Origin of the sequence: Mesorhizobium sp. 2RAF45, assembly GCF_052115225.1 — a bacterium.
Lineage (GTDB): Bacteria > Pseudomonadota > Alphaproteobacteria > Rhizobiales > Rhizobiaceae > Mesorhizobium > Mesorhizobium jarvisii.
In genome coordinates this window covers 461,816-475,043 of sequence record NZ_JBFRGG010000004.1, presented here as the reverse complement: position 1 = coordinate 475,043, position 13,228 = coordinate 461,816, and the positions used below count along the sequence as shown (strand labels likewise).

17 protein-coding genes are annotated in these 13,228 nt (G+C 62.5%); 10 read left to right on the top strand and 7 right to left on the bottom strand.

The window, feature by feature from the left end; genetic code table 11:
* The first annotated feature begins 133 nt into the window (after positions 1–133).
* The 7 genes from AB4Z43_RS15400 to AB4Z43_RS15370 all read left to right on the top strand — a co-directional run bounded on the left by AB4Z43_RS15400 (position 134) and on the right by AB4Z43_RS15370 (position 5,635).
* Complete coding sequence (locus tag AB4Z43_RS15400; protein ID WP_027046793.1) at positions 134–1,525, top strand: tetratricopeptide repeat protein; 1,392 nt, start codon at positions 134–136, stop codon at positions 1,523–1,525.
* A 64-nt stretch (positions 1,526–1,589) separates the two neighbouring features.
* Positions 1,590–2,390 carry a DsbA family protein gene (locus AB4Z43_RS15395; protein ID WP_019857905.1) on the top strand — a complete coding sequence of 267 codons (801 nt, stop codon included), beginning with the start codon at positions 1,590–1,592 and terminating at the stop codon, positions 2,388–2,390.
* Positions 2,391–2,535: 145 nt separating this feature from the next.
* Positions 2,536–2,970 carry a type II 3-dehydroquinate dehydratase gene (gene aroQ / locus AB4Z43_RS15390; RefSeq protein ID WP_019857903.1) on the top strand — a complete coding sequence of 145 codons (435 nt, stop codon included), beginning with the start codon at positions 2,536–2,538 and terminating at the stop codon, positions 2,968–2,970.
* Positions 2,971–2,996: 26 nt separating this feature from the next.
* Positions 2,997–3,455 (top strand): acetyl-CoA carboxylase biotin carboxyl carrier protein, encoded by a 459-nt coding sequence (gene accB, locus AB4Z43_RS15385; RefSeq protein WP_441938182.1) that lies wholly within the window; start codon positions 2,997–2,999, stop codon positions 3,453–3,455.
* A gap of 10 nt (positions 3,456–3,465) precedes the next feature.
* Entirely contained in the window at positions 3,466–4,809 is a 1,344-nt protein-coding gene (gene accC / locus AB4Z43_RS15380) for an acetyl-CoA carboxylase biotin carboxylase subunit (protein WP_019857901.1), read from the top strand.
* Positions 4,810–4,821: 12 nt separating this feature from the next.
* Complete coding sequence (gene aat / locus AB4Z43_RS15375) at positions 4,822–5,439, top strand: leucyl/phenylalanyl-tRNA--protein transferase (RefSeq protein ID WP_038646560.1); 618 nt, start codon at positions 4,822–4,824, stop codon at positions 5,437–5,439.
* Between the two features lie 13 nt (positions 5,440–5,452).
* The gene (locus AB4Z43_RS15370) at positions 5,453–5,635 is read left to right on the top strand and encodes an RNA polymerase sigma factor region1.1 domain-containing protein (RefSeq protein ID WP_019857899.1); all 183 of its coding nucleotides are present in this window, start codon (positions 5,453–5,455) and stop codon (positions 5,633–5,635) included.
* A 24-nt stretch (positions 5,636–5,659) separates the two neighbouring features.
* Here the strand turns inward: AB4Z43_RS15370 and AB4Z43_RS15365 are convergent, their stop codons facing one another.
* From AB4Z43_RS15365 to AB4Z43_RS15355, 3 genes are all read right to left on the bottom strand, one after another.
* Positions 5,660–6,046: a hypothetical protein gene (locus AB4Z43_RS15365; protein ID WP_441938179.1), complete on the bottom strand. Its 387-nt coding sequence runs from the start codon at positions 6,044–6,046 to the stop codon at positions 5,660–5,662.
* A gap of 75 nt (positions 6,047–6,121) precedes the next feature.
* Positions 6,122–6,718: a DUF2155 domain-containing protein gene (locus tag AB4Z43_RS15360; protein ID WP_441938177.1), complete on the bottom strand. Its 597-nt coding sequence runs from the start codon at positions 6,716–6,718 to the stop codon at positions 6,122–6,124.
* Positions 6,719–6,877: 159 nt separating this feature from the next.
* Positions 6,878–7,276 (bottom strand): NADH:ubiquinone oxidoreductase subunit NDUFA12, encoded by a 399-nt coding sequence (locus AB4Z43_RS15355; protein ID WP_010909204.1) that lies wholly within the window; start codon positions 7,274–7,276, stop codon positions 6,878–6,880.
* 229 nt (positions 7,277–7,505) lie between these two features.
* Here AB4Z43_RS15355 and panB point away from each other — a divergent pair, with 229 nt between their 5' ends.
* Together panB and panC are read left to right on the top strand one after the other, a co-directional pair.
* Positions 7,506–8,366 carry a 3-methyl-2-oxobutanoate hydroxymethyltransferase gene (gene panB, locus AB4Z43_RS15350; RefSeq protein WP_019857895.1) on the top strand — a complete coding sequence of 287 codons (861 nt, stop codon included), beginning with the start codon at positions 7,506–7,508 and terminating at the stop codon, positions 8,364–8,366.
* Positions 8,363–9,214: a pantoate--beta-alanine ligase gene (gene panC / locus AB4Z43_RS15345; RefSeq protein WP_019857894.1), complete on the top strand. Its 852-nt coding sequence runs from the start codon at positions 8,363–8,365 to the stop codon at positions 9,212–9,214. The genes panB and panC overlap by 4 nt, the downstream gene beginning before the upstream one ends.
* A gap of 89 nt (positions 9,215–9,303) precedes the next feature.
* Here the strand turns inward: panC and AB4Z43_RS15340 are convergent, their stop codons facing one another.
* From AB4Z43_RS15340 to gatB, 4 genes are all read right to left on the bottom strand, one after another.
* Positions 9,304–9,648 carry a hypothetical protein gene (locus tag AB4Z43_RS15340; RefSeq protein ID WP_019857893.1) on the bottom strand — a complete coding sequence of 115 codons (345 nt, stop codon included), beginning with the start codon at positions 9,646–9,648 and terminating at the stop codon, positions 9,304–9,306.
* A 164-nt stretch (positions 9,649–9,812) separates the two neighbouring features.
* The gene (locus tag AB4Z43_RS15335; protein WP_019857892.1) at positions 9,813–10,511 is read right to left on the bottom strand and encodes an AIM24 family protein; all 699 of its coding nucleotides are present in this window, start codon (positions 10,509–10,511) and stop codon (positions 9,813–9,815) included.
* 157 nt (positions 10,512–10,668) lie between these two features.
* Positions 10,669–11,160 (bottom strand): GNAT family N-acetyltransferase, encoded by a 492-nt coding sequence (locus AB4Z43_RS15330; RefSeq protein WP_019857891.1) that lies wholly within the window; start codon positions 11,158–11,160, stop codon positions 10,669–10,671.
* A 4-nt stretch (positions 11,161–11,164) separates the two neighbouring features.
* Positions 11,165–12,664 carry an Asp-tRNA(Asn)/Glu-tRNA(Gln) amidotransferase subunit GatB gene (gene gatB / locus AB4Z43_RS15325; RefSeq protein WP_019857890.1) on the bottom strand — a complete coding sequence of 500 codons (1,500 nt, stop codon included), beginning with the start codon at positions 12,662–12,664 and terminating at the stop codon, positions 11,165–11,167.
* A gap of 283 nt (positions 12,665–12,947) precedes the next feature.
* Between gatB and AB4Z43_RS15320 the strand changes: the two genes are divergently transcribed.
* Entirely contained in the window at positions 12,948–13,205 is a 258-nt protein-coding gene (locus AB4Z43_RS15320) for a YjhX family toxin (protein WP_013895772.1), read from the top strand.
* The last annotated feature ends 23 nt before the right edge of the window (positions 13,206–13,228 follow it).

Here is a 13,228-nt window from a genome sequence, read left to right as displayed (position 1 = left end):
GACGGTTTGGCGCGCCACGCCCCCAAATACATGCGCCGCACAAATGCCCGATTGATGTGAGGATCACAAGTTGAGGAAGTTTTCCGGTGCCGACTTTTCATCTTTCGCCCGCTCGTCTACCAGTGGACACGTCATGTTGAGCCGACCCAGATCGACGATTGCCAGGATTGCGCGTGTTTTCACGACGCTTTCGCTTGGCCTTGCCGTTGGCGTGGCAAGTTCGGTCACCGCCTTCGCCCAGAGCGTTCCGGTGGTGCGAGATGCCGAGATCGAGGCTTTGGTGCGCGACTATGCGCGGCCGATCTTCAAGGCGGCAGGGCTGGCGAATGACGGCATCGACATCGTCCTGGTCAATGATTCCAGCTTCAACGCTTTCGTCACCGGGCGACGGCTGTTCATCAACACCGGCGCGCTGATGACGGCGGAAACACCCAACGAGATCATCGGTGTCATCGCGCACGAGGCCGGCCATATCGCCGGCGGCCACCAGCAGAAACTGCGTGACCAGCTCGAGCGCGCCAAGACGATGGCCATCATTGCGACCTTGCTCGGCGCGGGCGCGATGGTCGCTGGCGCGACCACCAACAGCCGCGGCCTTGCCGGCGCCGGCATGGGCGTGGCCGCCGGCGGCGGCGAGATGGCACAGCGCAGCATCCTCGCCTACCAGCGCACCGAGGAGATAACGGCCGACCGCTCCGCCATCACCTATCTCAACGCCACCGGCCAGTCCGGCATGGGCATGCTGAAGACGTTCCGGCGCTTCCAGACCGCGCTGTCGCTGTCGGGTGCGCAAGTCGATCCCTATCGGATCAGCCATCCGATGCCGCAGGAGCGCATCGCCAATCTCGAAGTGCTGGTGAAGCAGAGCCCCAATGTCGACAAGCCCGACCCGCCGGCCTTGCAGCAGCGCCATGACATGATGCGGGTGAAGATCGCCGTCTACATGGAAGGCCAGGCCACCGCCGCGCGGCTCATGCAAAAGATGAGAGGCAGCCTCGCCGGGCAGTATGGCGACGCCCAATCGACCTACCTCTACGGCGACATCGCCGGCGCACTCGCCAAGACCAATGCCCTGATCAAGGCGCAGCCGAAGAATGCCTATTTCCAGGAGTTGCGCGGCGACATCCTGATGAAGGCCAACAAGCCCAAGGACGCGGCGGAAGCCTACGCCAAGGCGGTCAGCCTCGATCCGGCGCGGTCCGGCTTGCTGCCTGTCTCGCTCGGCCAGGCGCTGATGGCGGTCGGCACGCCTGACTCGCTGAAAAAAGCCGTCGTGCAGATCAACAATGGCCTGGGACGCGACAAGGAAAATTCCGCCGGCTATCGCTACCTGGCGCAGGCTTATGGCGAGCTGGGTGACATACCGGGCGCCGAGCTTGCCACCGCGGAAGGTCATTTCTATTCCGGTAACTACAAGGATGCGAAGATCTTCGCCATGCGGGCGCAGCAGCAGATGAAGCGCGGCGAGCCGCGCTGGATACGCGCCCAGGACATCATAAACTACAAATCGTCAAACAAAATCTAGTGAACCTTCCGGTCACGCACTGCGACACAGCCGGACCAGGAAACAGGCAAAAGGAACGAGAACGATGAAAAAGGCACTGCTGCTGGGCACCACGGGGGTCGCTGTCGTCCTTGCCATGCTGGCTTTCGGTTTCGTGGCCGGCAGCCCACAGATGGCCAAGGCCGGTACGGCGCAGCCTGTCCAGACGATCGCCGATACCAAGATCGACCGTGCCGAGGTCGAGGGGATCATCCGTGACTATCTCCTGAAGAACCCCGAGGTGCTGCTCGAAGTGCAGGACGCGCTCGAGGCCAAGCAGAAGGAAGAGCAGCGCATCGCCTCGCTCGGCGTCATCAAGGGCGCCAAGGACCAGATCTTCAACTCCGCCTTCGACGGCGTCGTCGGCAATCCGAACGGAAAGGTGACGATCGTCGAGTTCTACGATTACAATTGCGGCTTCTGCAAACGCGCCATCGAGGACATGCGGGCGCTGACCAAATCCGATCCGGATCTGCGCTTCGTGCTCAAGGAATTCCCGATCCTCGGCCCGGATTCGCAGAAAGCGAGCGTCGTTTCGATGGCGTTCCACCTGATGATGCCGGAGAAGTACGGCGAGTTCCACAATGCGCTGCTCGGCGGCCAGGGACGCGCCACCGAGGCGGCCGCGATCAAGGTCGCGCTTTCGCTGGGCGCCGACGAGGCGACGCTGCGCGAGAAGATGAAGGATGCTTCGATCCCCGAGGCGTTCTCCAAGACCTACGATCTTGCCAACAAGCTGGCGATCACCGGAACGCCGTCCTACGTCGTCGGCAACGAGGTCGTGTTCGGGGCTCTCGGGCAGGACGTGTTGGCGGAAAAGATAAAGGCGGCGAAAGCCGCGCTTTGATCGGCCCGCGGTTTTCTTCACGGGCGCATTTCTGCCTGTTGTGGACAGTGAAAGAACGCACTTGCGCTCTTTTCGCGGACGACTATGCCCGGTATAGAGGCCCAGCGCGCCGGTTTGATACCGGCGCGGGAAAAGGTCGGTTTTTTTGAAAACGGTTTTCGTGCTGAACGGTCCCAATCTCAACGCGCTCGGCAAGCGCGAGCCGGGCATCTATGGCGGCAAGACGCTTGCCGCGATCGCCGACGACTGCAAGCAGGCCGGCGCGTCGCTCGGGCTCGAGATCGATTTCCGCCAGTCGAACCATGAGGGTGACCTTGTCGACTGGATCCAGGAAGCCGGCGACAAGGCTGCCGGCATCGTCATCAATCCAGGCGCCTACAGCCACACCTCGATCGCCATCCATGACGCCATCCGTTCCGTCGCACCGCTGCCGGTCGCCGAAGTTCACCTTTCCAACATCCATGCGCGGGAATCATTCCGCCACGTCTCCATGGTCGCGCCGGTCGCCGTCGGCATGATCTGTGGCTTTGGGCCGCTCGGCTACACGCTGGCGCTACAGGCGCTGGCCGCACGCCTATGACCGGCCAACAAACAGAAGGCTCGAAAATGTCGATAAAGAAGACCGGTGTTGACCAGCAACTGATCCGCGATCTGGCGGGCATACTGAACGACACCAACCTGACCGAGATCGAGGTTGAACTGGGCGACCTGAAGGTGCGCGTGTCGCGGCAGGCCCCTGCCATCCATGCGATCGCGGCGCCCCAGCCCAGCTATGCGCCGGCAGCAGCCCAGCCCGCGGTCGCGGCCGGCCCGGCCACGGTCGACGTGTCGAAGAACGCGGTGGCCTCGCCAATGGTCGGCACCGCCTATCTGGCGCCGTCGCCCGACGCCAAGCCGTTCATCGAGGTCGGCCAGACGGTCAAGGAAGGCCAGACGCTGCTGATCATCGAGGCGATGAAGACGATGAACCAGATCCCCTCGCCGCGCGCCGGCACGGTAACGGCGATCCTGTTCGAGGATGCGACGCCGGTCGAATACGGCATGCCGCTCGTCGTGATCGAGTAGAGCGGGCCGGATGTTCCAGAAGATCCTCATCGCCAATCGCGGCGAAATCGCGCTTCGGGTGCTGCGCGCCTGCAAGGAACTCGGCATCCAGACGGTGGTGGTGCATTCGACCGCCGACGCCGACGCCATGCATGTGCGGCTTGCCGACGAGAGCGTCTGCATTGGCCCGCCGCCATCGCGCGACAGCTATCTCAACATCCATCAGATCGTCGCGGCGTGCGAGATCACCGGCGCCGACGCGGTACATCCGGGTTATGGCTTCCTGTCCGAGAACGCCAAGTTCGCCGACATACTGGCCGCGCACAACATCACCTTTATCGGCCCGACCGGCGACCATATCCGCGTCATGGGCGACAAGATCGAGGCCAAGCGCACCGCCAAGCGCCTCGGCATCCCGGTCGTGCCCGGGTCCGACGGCGCGGTGACCGAGGAGAAGGAAGCCAAGCGAATTGCCGCCGAAATCGGCTATCCTGTGATCATCAAGGCCTCCGCCGGCGGCGGCGGACGCGGCATGAAGGTCGCGCACTCCGAGGCCGACCTCGAGGTCGCTCTGCAGACGGCGCGCTCGGAAGCAGGCGCCGCTTTCGGCGACGACGCCGTCTACATCGAGAAGTATCTGCAGAAGCCGCGCCATATCGAAGTGCAGGTGTTCGGCGACGGCTTTGGCCGCGGCGTGCATTTCGGCGAGCGCGACTGTTCGCTGCAACGGCGCCACCAGAAAGTCTGGGAAGAGGCCAATTCGCCGGCGCTCAACGCCGAGGAACGGTCCCGCATCGGCGGCATCTGCGCCAAGGCCATTGCCGATCTCGGCTATTCCGGCGCCGGCACGATCGAGTTCCTCTACGAGAATGGCGAGTTCTATTTCATCGAGATGAACACACGCCTGCAGGTCGAGCATCCGGTGACGGAAGCAATCACCGGCATCGATCTCGTGCATGAGCAGATACGCGTCGCTTCCGGCGGCGGCCTTTCCGTCAGGCAGGAAGACATCAAGTTCAATGGCCACGCCATCGAATGCCGCATCAATGCCGAGGATCCGCGCACCTTCACCCCCTCGCCCGGCACAATCACGCATTTCCACACGCCAGGCGGTCTCGGCATCCGAGTAGATTCCGGCGTCTATTCCGGCTACAAGATCCCGCCCTACTACGACAGCCTGATCGGCAAGCTGATCGTGCATGGGCGCAACCGCGTCGAATGCATGATGCGGCTGCGCCGGGCGCTGGATGAATTCGTCGTCGACGGCATCAAGACGACGTTGCCGCTGTTTCGCGATCTGGTCGGCAATGCCGACATCGCCAACGGCGACTATGACATCCACTGGCTGGAAAAATACCTGGCCAAGGAAGAGTAGTCCGGGGACGCGATGACCCGTCCTTACGCGCCCGGCTATCGCATTCCCACCGACCTTCTGCTCAAGGCCTACGCTTCGGGCGTCTTCCCGATGGCCGAAAGCGCCAGCGACCCAGAAGTGTTCTGGGTGCGGCCGGAGACGCGCGGCATCATCCCGCTCGACGGGTTCCACACGCCCAAAAGCCTGAGGAAGACGATCCGCAAAAACCTGTTCGACATCCGTTTCGACTTCGATTTCGAAGCGACGATCGACGGCTGTGCCGAAAAGCGCGAGGAGCGGCGATCGACCTGGATCAACGCGCCGATCCGCGAGGCCTATGTGCAGTTGCACCGCATGGGCCATTGCCATTCGGTCGAGGCCTGGCGCGGGGACCAGTTGGTCGGCGGTCTCTACGGCGTGTCGCTTGGACGGGTTTTCTTCGGCGAAAGCATGTTTTCCAAGGAGACGGATGCGTCGAAGATCTGCCTCGTGCATCTGGTCGAGCGCTTGAAGGCACGCGGCTTCGCTCTACTTGATACGCAATTCACCACCGAGCACCTCAAGCGCTTCGGGGCTGTCGACGTGCCACGCGGCAAGTATGAGAGAATGCTCGCCGATGCGTTGAAGGGCGAGGCGATCTTCTTTCCGTGACTGGGGAGCTTCGATGTCGAGCGAAAACCACCTTCGAGCGGATATGCGGCCAATTGTTCAAGCGCTGATCGAAAATGGCAGAGACGTCACAATGGGTCAGCTCAACCAACTGCTTCCCAAGCGCGAATTCAGTTCAGCCGAGATCGAAGACATAATGGCTGCTCTCTCCGAGCATGGAATACACATCACCGAGTGAACTATCCATCGGACCACCAGAGGATCAGCTCTTCGCTGCAGTCTCCAGCGGCGTCTGCGAATGGAACATCATCTTCCAGCCGTTGACGCGATGGACATAGCCGGTGCTGACCAGCGCGGCGTAGGGTTCGCCGTTCTCGCGTGTCGCGTGCGCCTCGTAGGTCAGCATGACGATGTCGCTGCCAGGCTCGATTATTCCCTTGAGCTCGATATCGAGATCGCGCCAGCGGTTGGGTTTGGTCGCGGTCTTGGCCAAGTCGGCATTGTCCATCGCCTTCGCCATTCGCGGAAAGGCCACCAGGCATTCCGTATCGGCATTGGCGGCGTAATAGGCCGCATCGCCGGTCCAGAACCCTTTTTCGAGTTCCAGCAGTTCTTTCTTGCTGGCGGTGATTCGCTTGCTGTCCGACATCGAAATATCCTCCGGGCGCGTCGATGCGCGGTCGTCTGTGGTCCAACGCATGGTGGCCACGACGGTTCCCAGGGATCAGTTGGAGTCTGAGGTATCCGGTTGCGTGGGATCGGACTGTTCCGCATCCGGGCTGGCCGCAGGCTTGGCCGCGGCTGGTTTGGTGGCGGCCGGCTTCGAAGCGTCAGCCTTGGTGGCGTCGGCCTTGGTCGCATCCGGCGCCGGCACATCGGACTTCTGTTTGCATTCCTTCAGCCAGACGTCATAGACGGCATGCTCGACAGCGTTGAGGCCCGGGCTTTCGGCGAACATCCAGCCGGTGAAGATGCGGCGGATCTTGCGGTCGAGCGTGATCTCGTCGACCTCGACGAAGGAATCGGTCTTCGGCTCCTCGTTCTGCGGCCGGGAATAGCAGACGCGCGGCGTCACCTGCAAAGCGCCGAACTGCACGGTCTCATCGATGTAGACGTCGAAGGTGATGATGCGGCCGGTGATCTTGTCGATGCCGGCGAACTCGGCGACCGGATTGGTGATGCGATCCGATCCCGCGGGCGCGGCCGGTGCGGGAGCGGCGGGTGTCGCCGGTGCGGGCGAAGCCGCAAAGGCCGCGGTGCTGACGACGAGGCCGGCGGCTAGCGTCATACCGCCCGTCGATATCCGATTGAAAAAGCTCATATAGGGGTACCGGTGGTTCGCGCCCGGGTGATTCCGTCGATCGCCAAGGCTAGTCGCCGTTTTCTGATCAGCAAGCAGCTAAACACCAATTGTGGCGATAAAGGACCGGCCTGCACTTCGTGCTGAGACAAAGTCGGGGCGTCGTACAAGCCGGGGGCGTTACGACCCGGGCGTCCAAGCGTCGTAGTCACCGGTAACCTGCGGGCGATGCTGATTGGTCAGCACCGAGCCCTTCGGGCGGTAGGCCGCCGGCGTGCCGGTCAGATTGGGCTGATGCGGCTTCTGCCAGTCGCGCGGCTTGTAGTCCTCGCTGGCCGGAGCGAGATCGACGCGGTGGTGGATCCAGCCATGCCAGCCGGGCGGTATGGCCGAAGCTTCCGAATAGTTCCGGTAGATGACCCAGCGGCGCGTGCGACCTTCCGAATCGATGCCACCTTCGTAATAGACATTGCCGACCTCGTCCTGGCCGACCCTCTTGCCGTACCGCCAGGTGTGCAGACGTGTTCCCAGCGTCTGGCTGTTCCACCAGGTGAAAAACTGCGTCAGGAAAGTCTTCATCTCAGAGCCCTTTGCGCTGGCGGCGCCTGTTTCCTGCTTATGGCGTCAGGCCTTCGGGAAGGCAAGGGTTTTGCCACGGGAGCGCGCAAATGGCACGCCGGGGTACCGACACAGGCCTTTGATCCCGAGAGGCGACAGGATGTGCGCTTGCCAAGCCTTTCGGCTCTTTCTAAAGCTCAGCGCGCCCATGCGGATATCCAATCCAGCCATGGGCCGAGGGAGGTGACGATTGGCCACGAAACTGCCGACCACCGACATTCGCATCGGCACCGAGCTGATTCGCCGCCGCAAGGGCGGCATCCCGTTGGTCTGCCTGACCGCCTACACCTATCCAGTCGCCCGCCTGCTCGACCCGCATGTCGACCTGCTTCTGGTCGGCGACAGCGTCGCGATGGTCCTGCATGGTCACGAGACGACGCTCGGCGCCTCGCTGGAGATGATGGTCGCGCATGGGCAAGCGGTGATGCGCGGCTCGGCCAGGGCCTGCGTGGTCGTCGACATGCCGGCCGGCAGCTACGAGGATTCGGCGGCACAGGCCGTGGCCTGCGCGCAGCGCATCGTTGACGAGACCGGCTGCCAAGCGGTGAAGCTTGAAGGTGGCGTCGACATGGCCGGGCAGATTGCGGCAATCGTCGCCGCCGGCATTCCGGTCATGGGTCATATCGGCCTGCTGCCGCAATCGGTGGAGAAGGATGGCGGCTACAAGATCAAGGGCCGCACGGACGAGACTGTCGTGGCGCTTATGGCGGACGCGCGTGCCGTCGAAAAGGCCGGCGCGTTCTCCGTGGTCATCGAAGGCACCATCGAGGCGGTCGCCGCCGACATCACACGCCGCATCGCCATTCCAACCATCGGCATCGGCGCCAGCGGCGACTGCGATGGCCAGATCCTGGTCATCGACGACATGGTCGGGCTGACCGTCGATCGCGTGCCGAAATTCGTCAAGGAATATGCCGACCTGCGCGGCGTGATCGCGAACGCCGCCGAGCGCTACGCAGCGGAGGTGCGAGACCGGACTTTCCCCGGCCCTGGCCATGTCTTTTCGGGTTCAAAAGCCTCTTCGGGCTTAAACGGCGGGGACGAATCATGAGCCGTCCCGAGGTCGTCGACAGCGTCGCTGCACTTCGCGCGCAGGTCAGTGACTGGCGGCGCGACGGCCTGCGCGTCGCCATGGTGCCAACCATGGGCGCGCTGCATGAGGGTCATCTCTCCCTGATCAGGATCGCCAGGGAAAAAGCCGAGCGCTGCGTGGTGTCGATCTTCGTCAACCCGGCGCAGTTCGCGCCGAGCGAAGATCTCGACAAGTACCCGCGCCAGCTCGCCCGCGACCTCGACCTGCTGGCGACGGTCAAGGCCGATCTCGCTTTCACGCCGACGGTCGGCGCGATGTATCCCTCCGGCTTCGCCACCAGGATCTCGGTCGGCGGCCCGTCCGCCGGGCTCGAATCGGACTTCCGCCCCACCTTCTTCGAGGGCGTCGCCACCGTGGTGGCCAAGCTTTTTCTGCAGGCGACGCCTGACTGTGCGGTCTTTGGCGAGAAGGATTACCAGCAGCTTTGCGTCGTCAGACAGCTCTGCCGCGACCTCGACCTTCCCGTCGAGATCATCGGCGCCCCGACCATACGCGACGCGCATGGCCTGGCCATGTCATCACGCAACGCCTATCTCGACGAGGCTGAACTCGCTGTCGCTCGCCAGCTCAACGCGATCCTGCGCAGGGCGGCAGCCGCACTGGCGGCCGGCACGCACCAGGACGACGCAACTGGAGAAGCCGGCCGAGCCCTTATCGCTGCCGGCTTCCAGAAGATCGACTATGTCGAGGCCCGCGAAAGCCTGACGCTTGCGCCCTGGCGCCGCGACCACGCCGGGCGTGTGCTTGCCGCGGCCTGGCTTGGCAAGACGCGGCTCATCGACAATGTGGAAGTTCCCACCGTCTAGGTGACAATGCGGCGGTTTGCCGCCGCGCTAACTCTTTGTTTTGACGCAATTCCGGACGGAAAACCGCTCACACTTTTCCTGGAATTGCGCTAGCTCTCGCTCTTTCGTCCGCCGGTCCTGACGAGCAGTTGTCCCGCCACGATGCCAGCCACTCCGGCAAAGGCCTTCACAAGGGCATCGATGAGACGTGCGTGACGGCTGGGATCGATGATCTGAAGCAATTCCAGTATGCCTGCGGTCGCAACTACGAAGATCACGGCTTGATACAGGCGATTGGGGAAGCCGAGTGCCACGGCGAGGCCAAGCAACACATAAGCCAAGGCGCGCTCAACATTCGCATCGGCTATGTGCGGTCGCACCTGGATCGGCGACAAGGTTGCAAAAACGATGATGGCGAGCAGCGCCAGGGCTACAATGCGCGACAGTTTGGTCATGTCCCTGAATATCCGTCGTGAGCCGGCGCAGCAAATGCGACAATGACGCATGCCCGAATGGACCGATAGGGACTTCGCCGCCGATGCGGAGTCCCGTCGGTTATGCCGCGCCGGCTGGTACGACTGCGGCGGTTCGCCAGCGCTGATCCATATCCTCCTCGAGCCTATTCCTCCGTCGGCATATGCAGATACATCGACTGAATGCCGACCCGACCCGGACCGGTGAAGCGGTTGACGATGAAATTCATATTGGCGCCGAAGAAGCCGCTCGAAAGGCGGTCGATCTTGGTTTCCATCCTGACGGAGGCATCCTTGAACAGCCAGCCGCCCGGCTCGATGTCGATGGTCTCGCCGGCGGCAAGCGTCTTTTCGAAGACATTGCCGTAGCCATGCAGCCAGACGATGCCATCGCCGCCATCGCCGCGAAAGCGGTCGATGAAGAAGCCGCTCTGGCCGAACAGCATCGTCGCCAGGCCGCGCACACGCTCGAATGTGTAGTCGACATTGCCGGTGGCGGCGAGAAACTGGTGTTCGCGCACCTGGATCTCCTCGCCACGCCTGAGATGGATTGGCACGATGTGGCCGGGTCCATCACGGCTGAAGGCGATGATGCCCGCTCCCGACGCCTCGGTGACGAAGATCTGCATGCCGGCCATCATGCGCTTCAGGGCGCCTTTCAGCGATTTCAGGCCGATGGTGATGGTCGAGTTCTTCCACAACAGGATGTGATGCTCGAAATAGACCGGCATTTGCGTCACATCGACCGAAAGCACGGGCACCAGTTCGCCCGCTATGTGGTAGGTGACGCCACCAAAAGTTTCGTCCGACACCTGCGTCGGCATCAGTTCCGGCAAGCTTGGCATGGTTTCCCCCAGCGCTACCCGGCGTGCCGGTCCATTCCGGCTTCCGCGCGTTCAGCACCGACAGCTTTGGTGAGGAGCCCTCAGGCCGTCAAACGAAAACGGGCGCACCCAGCGCCGCTCGCGCGAAGGTGATCAAGAGAGGTCGACTTCGAAGGAATCAGCCGGCAAGAGGCCTGATGTAGACCAGTGTCGGCTCGCCGGAGGCACCCGCGTGCTCGCCGGCATCGCCGGATCGCACGAAGCCGTTGGCTTCGTAGAAGGCGATGGCGCGGGCGTTCTGCGCCTCCACTTCCAGGCGGATGGCGCGGGCTTCCGGAAAACTCTCGATGATCTCGTCCAGCAACATGCCGCCGATGCCCCTGTCCTGCAGGGCTGGAAGCACGTAGAGCTGTTTCAGGACAACTTCTTCTCCGCCACCAATGCCCTCGGCAAAGGCCACGCCGCCAATACGCTTGCCGTCATCGGCGACGAGGAACTCGCTGTTCGGCTTGCTCAGCCGCGCCTTCAACGAGGCGATCGAGTGCCACGCATCGGTGATTTCGGTGACCTTGGCAGCGCCATAGAGCGCGTCATAGGTCGCGTGCCAGGTTTCAACCAACAGTGCGCGGATGGCAGCGAGATCGCGTTCGCCTGCGGTGCGGACGAACATGGCCTTACTCGATGCCGAGCTTGGCCTTGACGAGGTCGTTGACCGCCTGCGGGTTGGCCTTGCCGCCCGTCGCCTTCATCACCTGGCCGACGAACCAGCCGGCCATGGTCGGCTTGGCGCGCGCCTGTTCCACCTTGTCGGGATTGGCCGCGATCACCTCGTCGACCGCCTTCTCGATGGCGCCGGTGTCCGTGACCTGTTTCATACCACGGCTTTCGACCAGCTGGCGCGGGTCGCCGCCTTCATTCCAAACGATCTCGAACAGGTCCTTGGCGATCTTGCCCGAAATGGTGCCGTCCTTGATCAGGTCGATGATCGCGCCGAGCTGATCGGGCGAAACCGGCGCATTTTCAATGTCCTTGCCCACCTTGTTCAACTGGCCGAGCAGATCGTTGATGACCCAGTTTGCAGCGAGCTTGCCGTCACGGCCGGCGGCCACCTTCTCGAAATAATCGGCGACCGACTTTTCCGACACCAGGATCGAAGCGTCGTAGGTCGAGAGGCCAAGCGCGGAGATGAACCGCGCCTTCTTGTCGTCGGGCAGTTCCGGCAGCCCTTTGGCCAAAGCATCGACATAGGCCTGATCGAATTCCAGCGGCAGCAGATCGGGATCGGGGAAATAGCGGTAATCGTGCGCTTCTTCCTTCGAGCGCATCGAGCGCGTCTCGCCCTTGACGGCATCGTACAGCCGCGTTTCCTGATCGATCTTGCCGCCGTCCTCGAGAATGGCGATCTGGCGGCGCGCCTCGAAGTCGATGGCCTGGCCGATGAAGCGGATCGAGTTCATGTTCTTGATCTCGCAGCGGGTGCCGAACTCGCCACCGGGCCGGCGTACCGAGACGTTGACGTCGGCGCGCAGCGAGCCTTCATCCATATTGCCGTCGCAGGTGCCGAGATAGCGCATGATGGTGCGCAGCTTGGTGACATAGGCCTTGGCCTCATCGCCGGAACGCAGGTCAGGCTTGGAGACGATCTCCATCAGAGCCACGCCGGAGCGGTTGAGGTCGACATAGGACATGGTCGGATGCTGATCGTGCATCGACTTGCCGGCATCCTGTTCCAGATGCAGCCGCTCGATGCCGACCTCGATGTCCTCGAATTCGCCCTGGCGGTCGGGGCCGACTGACACGATCACCGTGCCCTCGCCGACGATCGGCTGCTTGAACTGCGAGATCTGGTAGCCCTGCGGCAGGTCGGGATAAAAGTAGTTCTTCCGGTCGAAAACCGACTTGTGGTTGATCTGCGCCTTCAGCCCGAGACCGGTACGGATCGCCTGTTTGACGCACTCCTCGTTGATGACAGGCAGCATGCCGGGCATTGCCGCATCGACCAGGCTGACATTGGCGTTGGGGGCCGCACCGAAAGCGGTCGAAGCGCCGGAAAACAATTTTGCTTCCGAGATGACCTGCGCGTGCACTTCGAGACCGATGATGATTTCCCAGTCACCGGTGGCGCCGGGGATCAGGCGTTTTGCGTCGGGCGTGCGGGTATCGATCAGAGACATGGGGGCCTGCAAATTGGAAACTGCGGAATATGCAAAAATGCATATTTTGATGTGCATTCTCGCTAGTGCAAACCGCCAAAAGAGACAAGCGCAAAGCCGCAGGCTGGCCTTTTCAGCCGCTTTCGCCTATAGGACGCCCATCCCAATGGAGAGTGGATGTCCACTTACGCTCAGTCCCGGTAAGGCCCTGACCTCGTAGCGAGGCAGGGCAAGAAGACCTGAAACCCCGTGCCGCGAAGCTTTGCGGCGGCGGCTGTTTTCGTTTTCCCGGGAATTTCTCCTCATGGATATTTCGCGCACTGAACAGCGCATCCTGCACCTGCTTGCGCAGGGCGGACGCATTGAAATCGAAAAGAACCAGAAGAAACGGATCGCCTCCGTCAAATGCCTGACCCGCGACGGCTGGCACTATCCGGGCGTCGATCTCGACCTGTTTCGAAAGCTGAAACGCAAGAAGGCGGTTTCGTCGTCGGGTGGTGGCCCTTACCGCATCACCAGGCGCGGCCTCGAACTCGTCCGCTCCGAACTCGACAATCGATAGGCTACGGTTCCGCCGGCTGGGTT

Coding starts and splice junctions, on each gene's coding strand:
- AB4Z43_RS15400 (WP_027046793.1), top strand. CDS start 134: ATGTTGAGCCGACCCAGATCGACGATTGCCAGGATTGCGCGTGTTTTC.
- AB4Z43_RS15355 (WP_010909204.1), bottom strand. CDS start 7,276: ATGAAGACTTTCCTGACGCAGTTTTTCACCTGGTGGAACAGCCAGACG.
- AB4Z43_RS15360 (WP_441938177.1), bottom strand. CDS start 6,718: ATGAGCTTTTTCAATCGGATATCGACGGGCGGTATGACGCTAGCCGCC.
- accC (WP_019857901.1), top strand. CDS start 3,466: ATGTTCCAGAAGATCCTCATCGCCAATCGCGGCGAAATCGCGCTTCGG.
- AB4Z43_RS15330 (WP_019857891.1), bottom strand. CDS start 11,160: ATGTTCGTCCGCACCGCAGGCGAACGCGATCTCGCTGCCATCCGCGCA.
- AB4Z43_RS15370 (WP_019857899.1), top strand. CDS start 5,453: ATGTCGAGCGAAAACCACCTTCGAGCGGATATGCGGCCAATTGTTCAA.
- AB4Z43_RS15320 (WP_013895772.1), top strand. CDS start 12,948: ATGGATATTTCGCGCACTGAACAGCGCATCCTGCACCTGCTTGCGCAG.
- aat (WP_038646560.1), top strand. CDS start 4,822: ATGACCCGTCCTTACGCGCCCGGCTATCGCATTCCCACCGACCTTCTG.
- AB4Z43_RS15395 (WP_019857905.1), top strand. CDS start 1,590: ATGAAAAAGGCACTGCTGCTGGGCACCACGGGGGTCGCTGTCGTCCTT.
- accB (WP_441938182.1), top strand. CDS start 2,997: ATGTCGATAAAGAAGACCGGTGTTGACCAGCAACTGATCCGCGATCTG.
- AB4Z43_RS15340 (WP_019857893.1), bottom strand. CDS start 9,648: ATGACCAAACTGTCGCGCATTGTAGCCCTGGCGCTGCTCGCCATCATC.
- panC (WP_019857894.1), top strand. CDS start 8,363: ATGAGCCGTCCCGAGGTCGTCGACAGCGTCGCTGCACTTCGCGCGCAG.
- AB4Z43_RS15365 (WP_441938179.1), bottom strand. CDS start 6,046: ATGTCGGACAGCAAGCGAATCACCGCCAGCAAGAAAGAACTGCTGGAA.
- AB4Z43_RS15335 (WP_019857892.1), bottom strand. CDS start 10,511: ATGCCAAGCTTGCCGGAACTGATGCCGACGCAGGTGTCGGACGAAACT.
- gatB (WP_019857890.1), bottom strand. CDS start 12,664: ATGTCTCTGATCGATACCCGCACGCCCGACGCAAAACGCCTGATCCCC.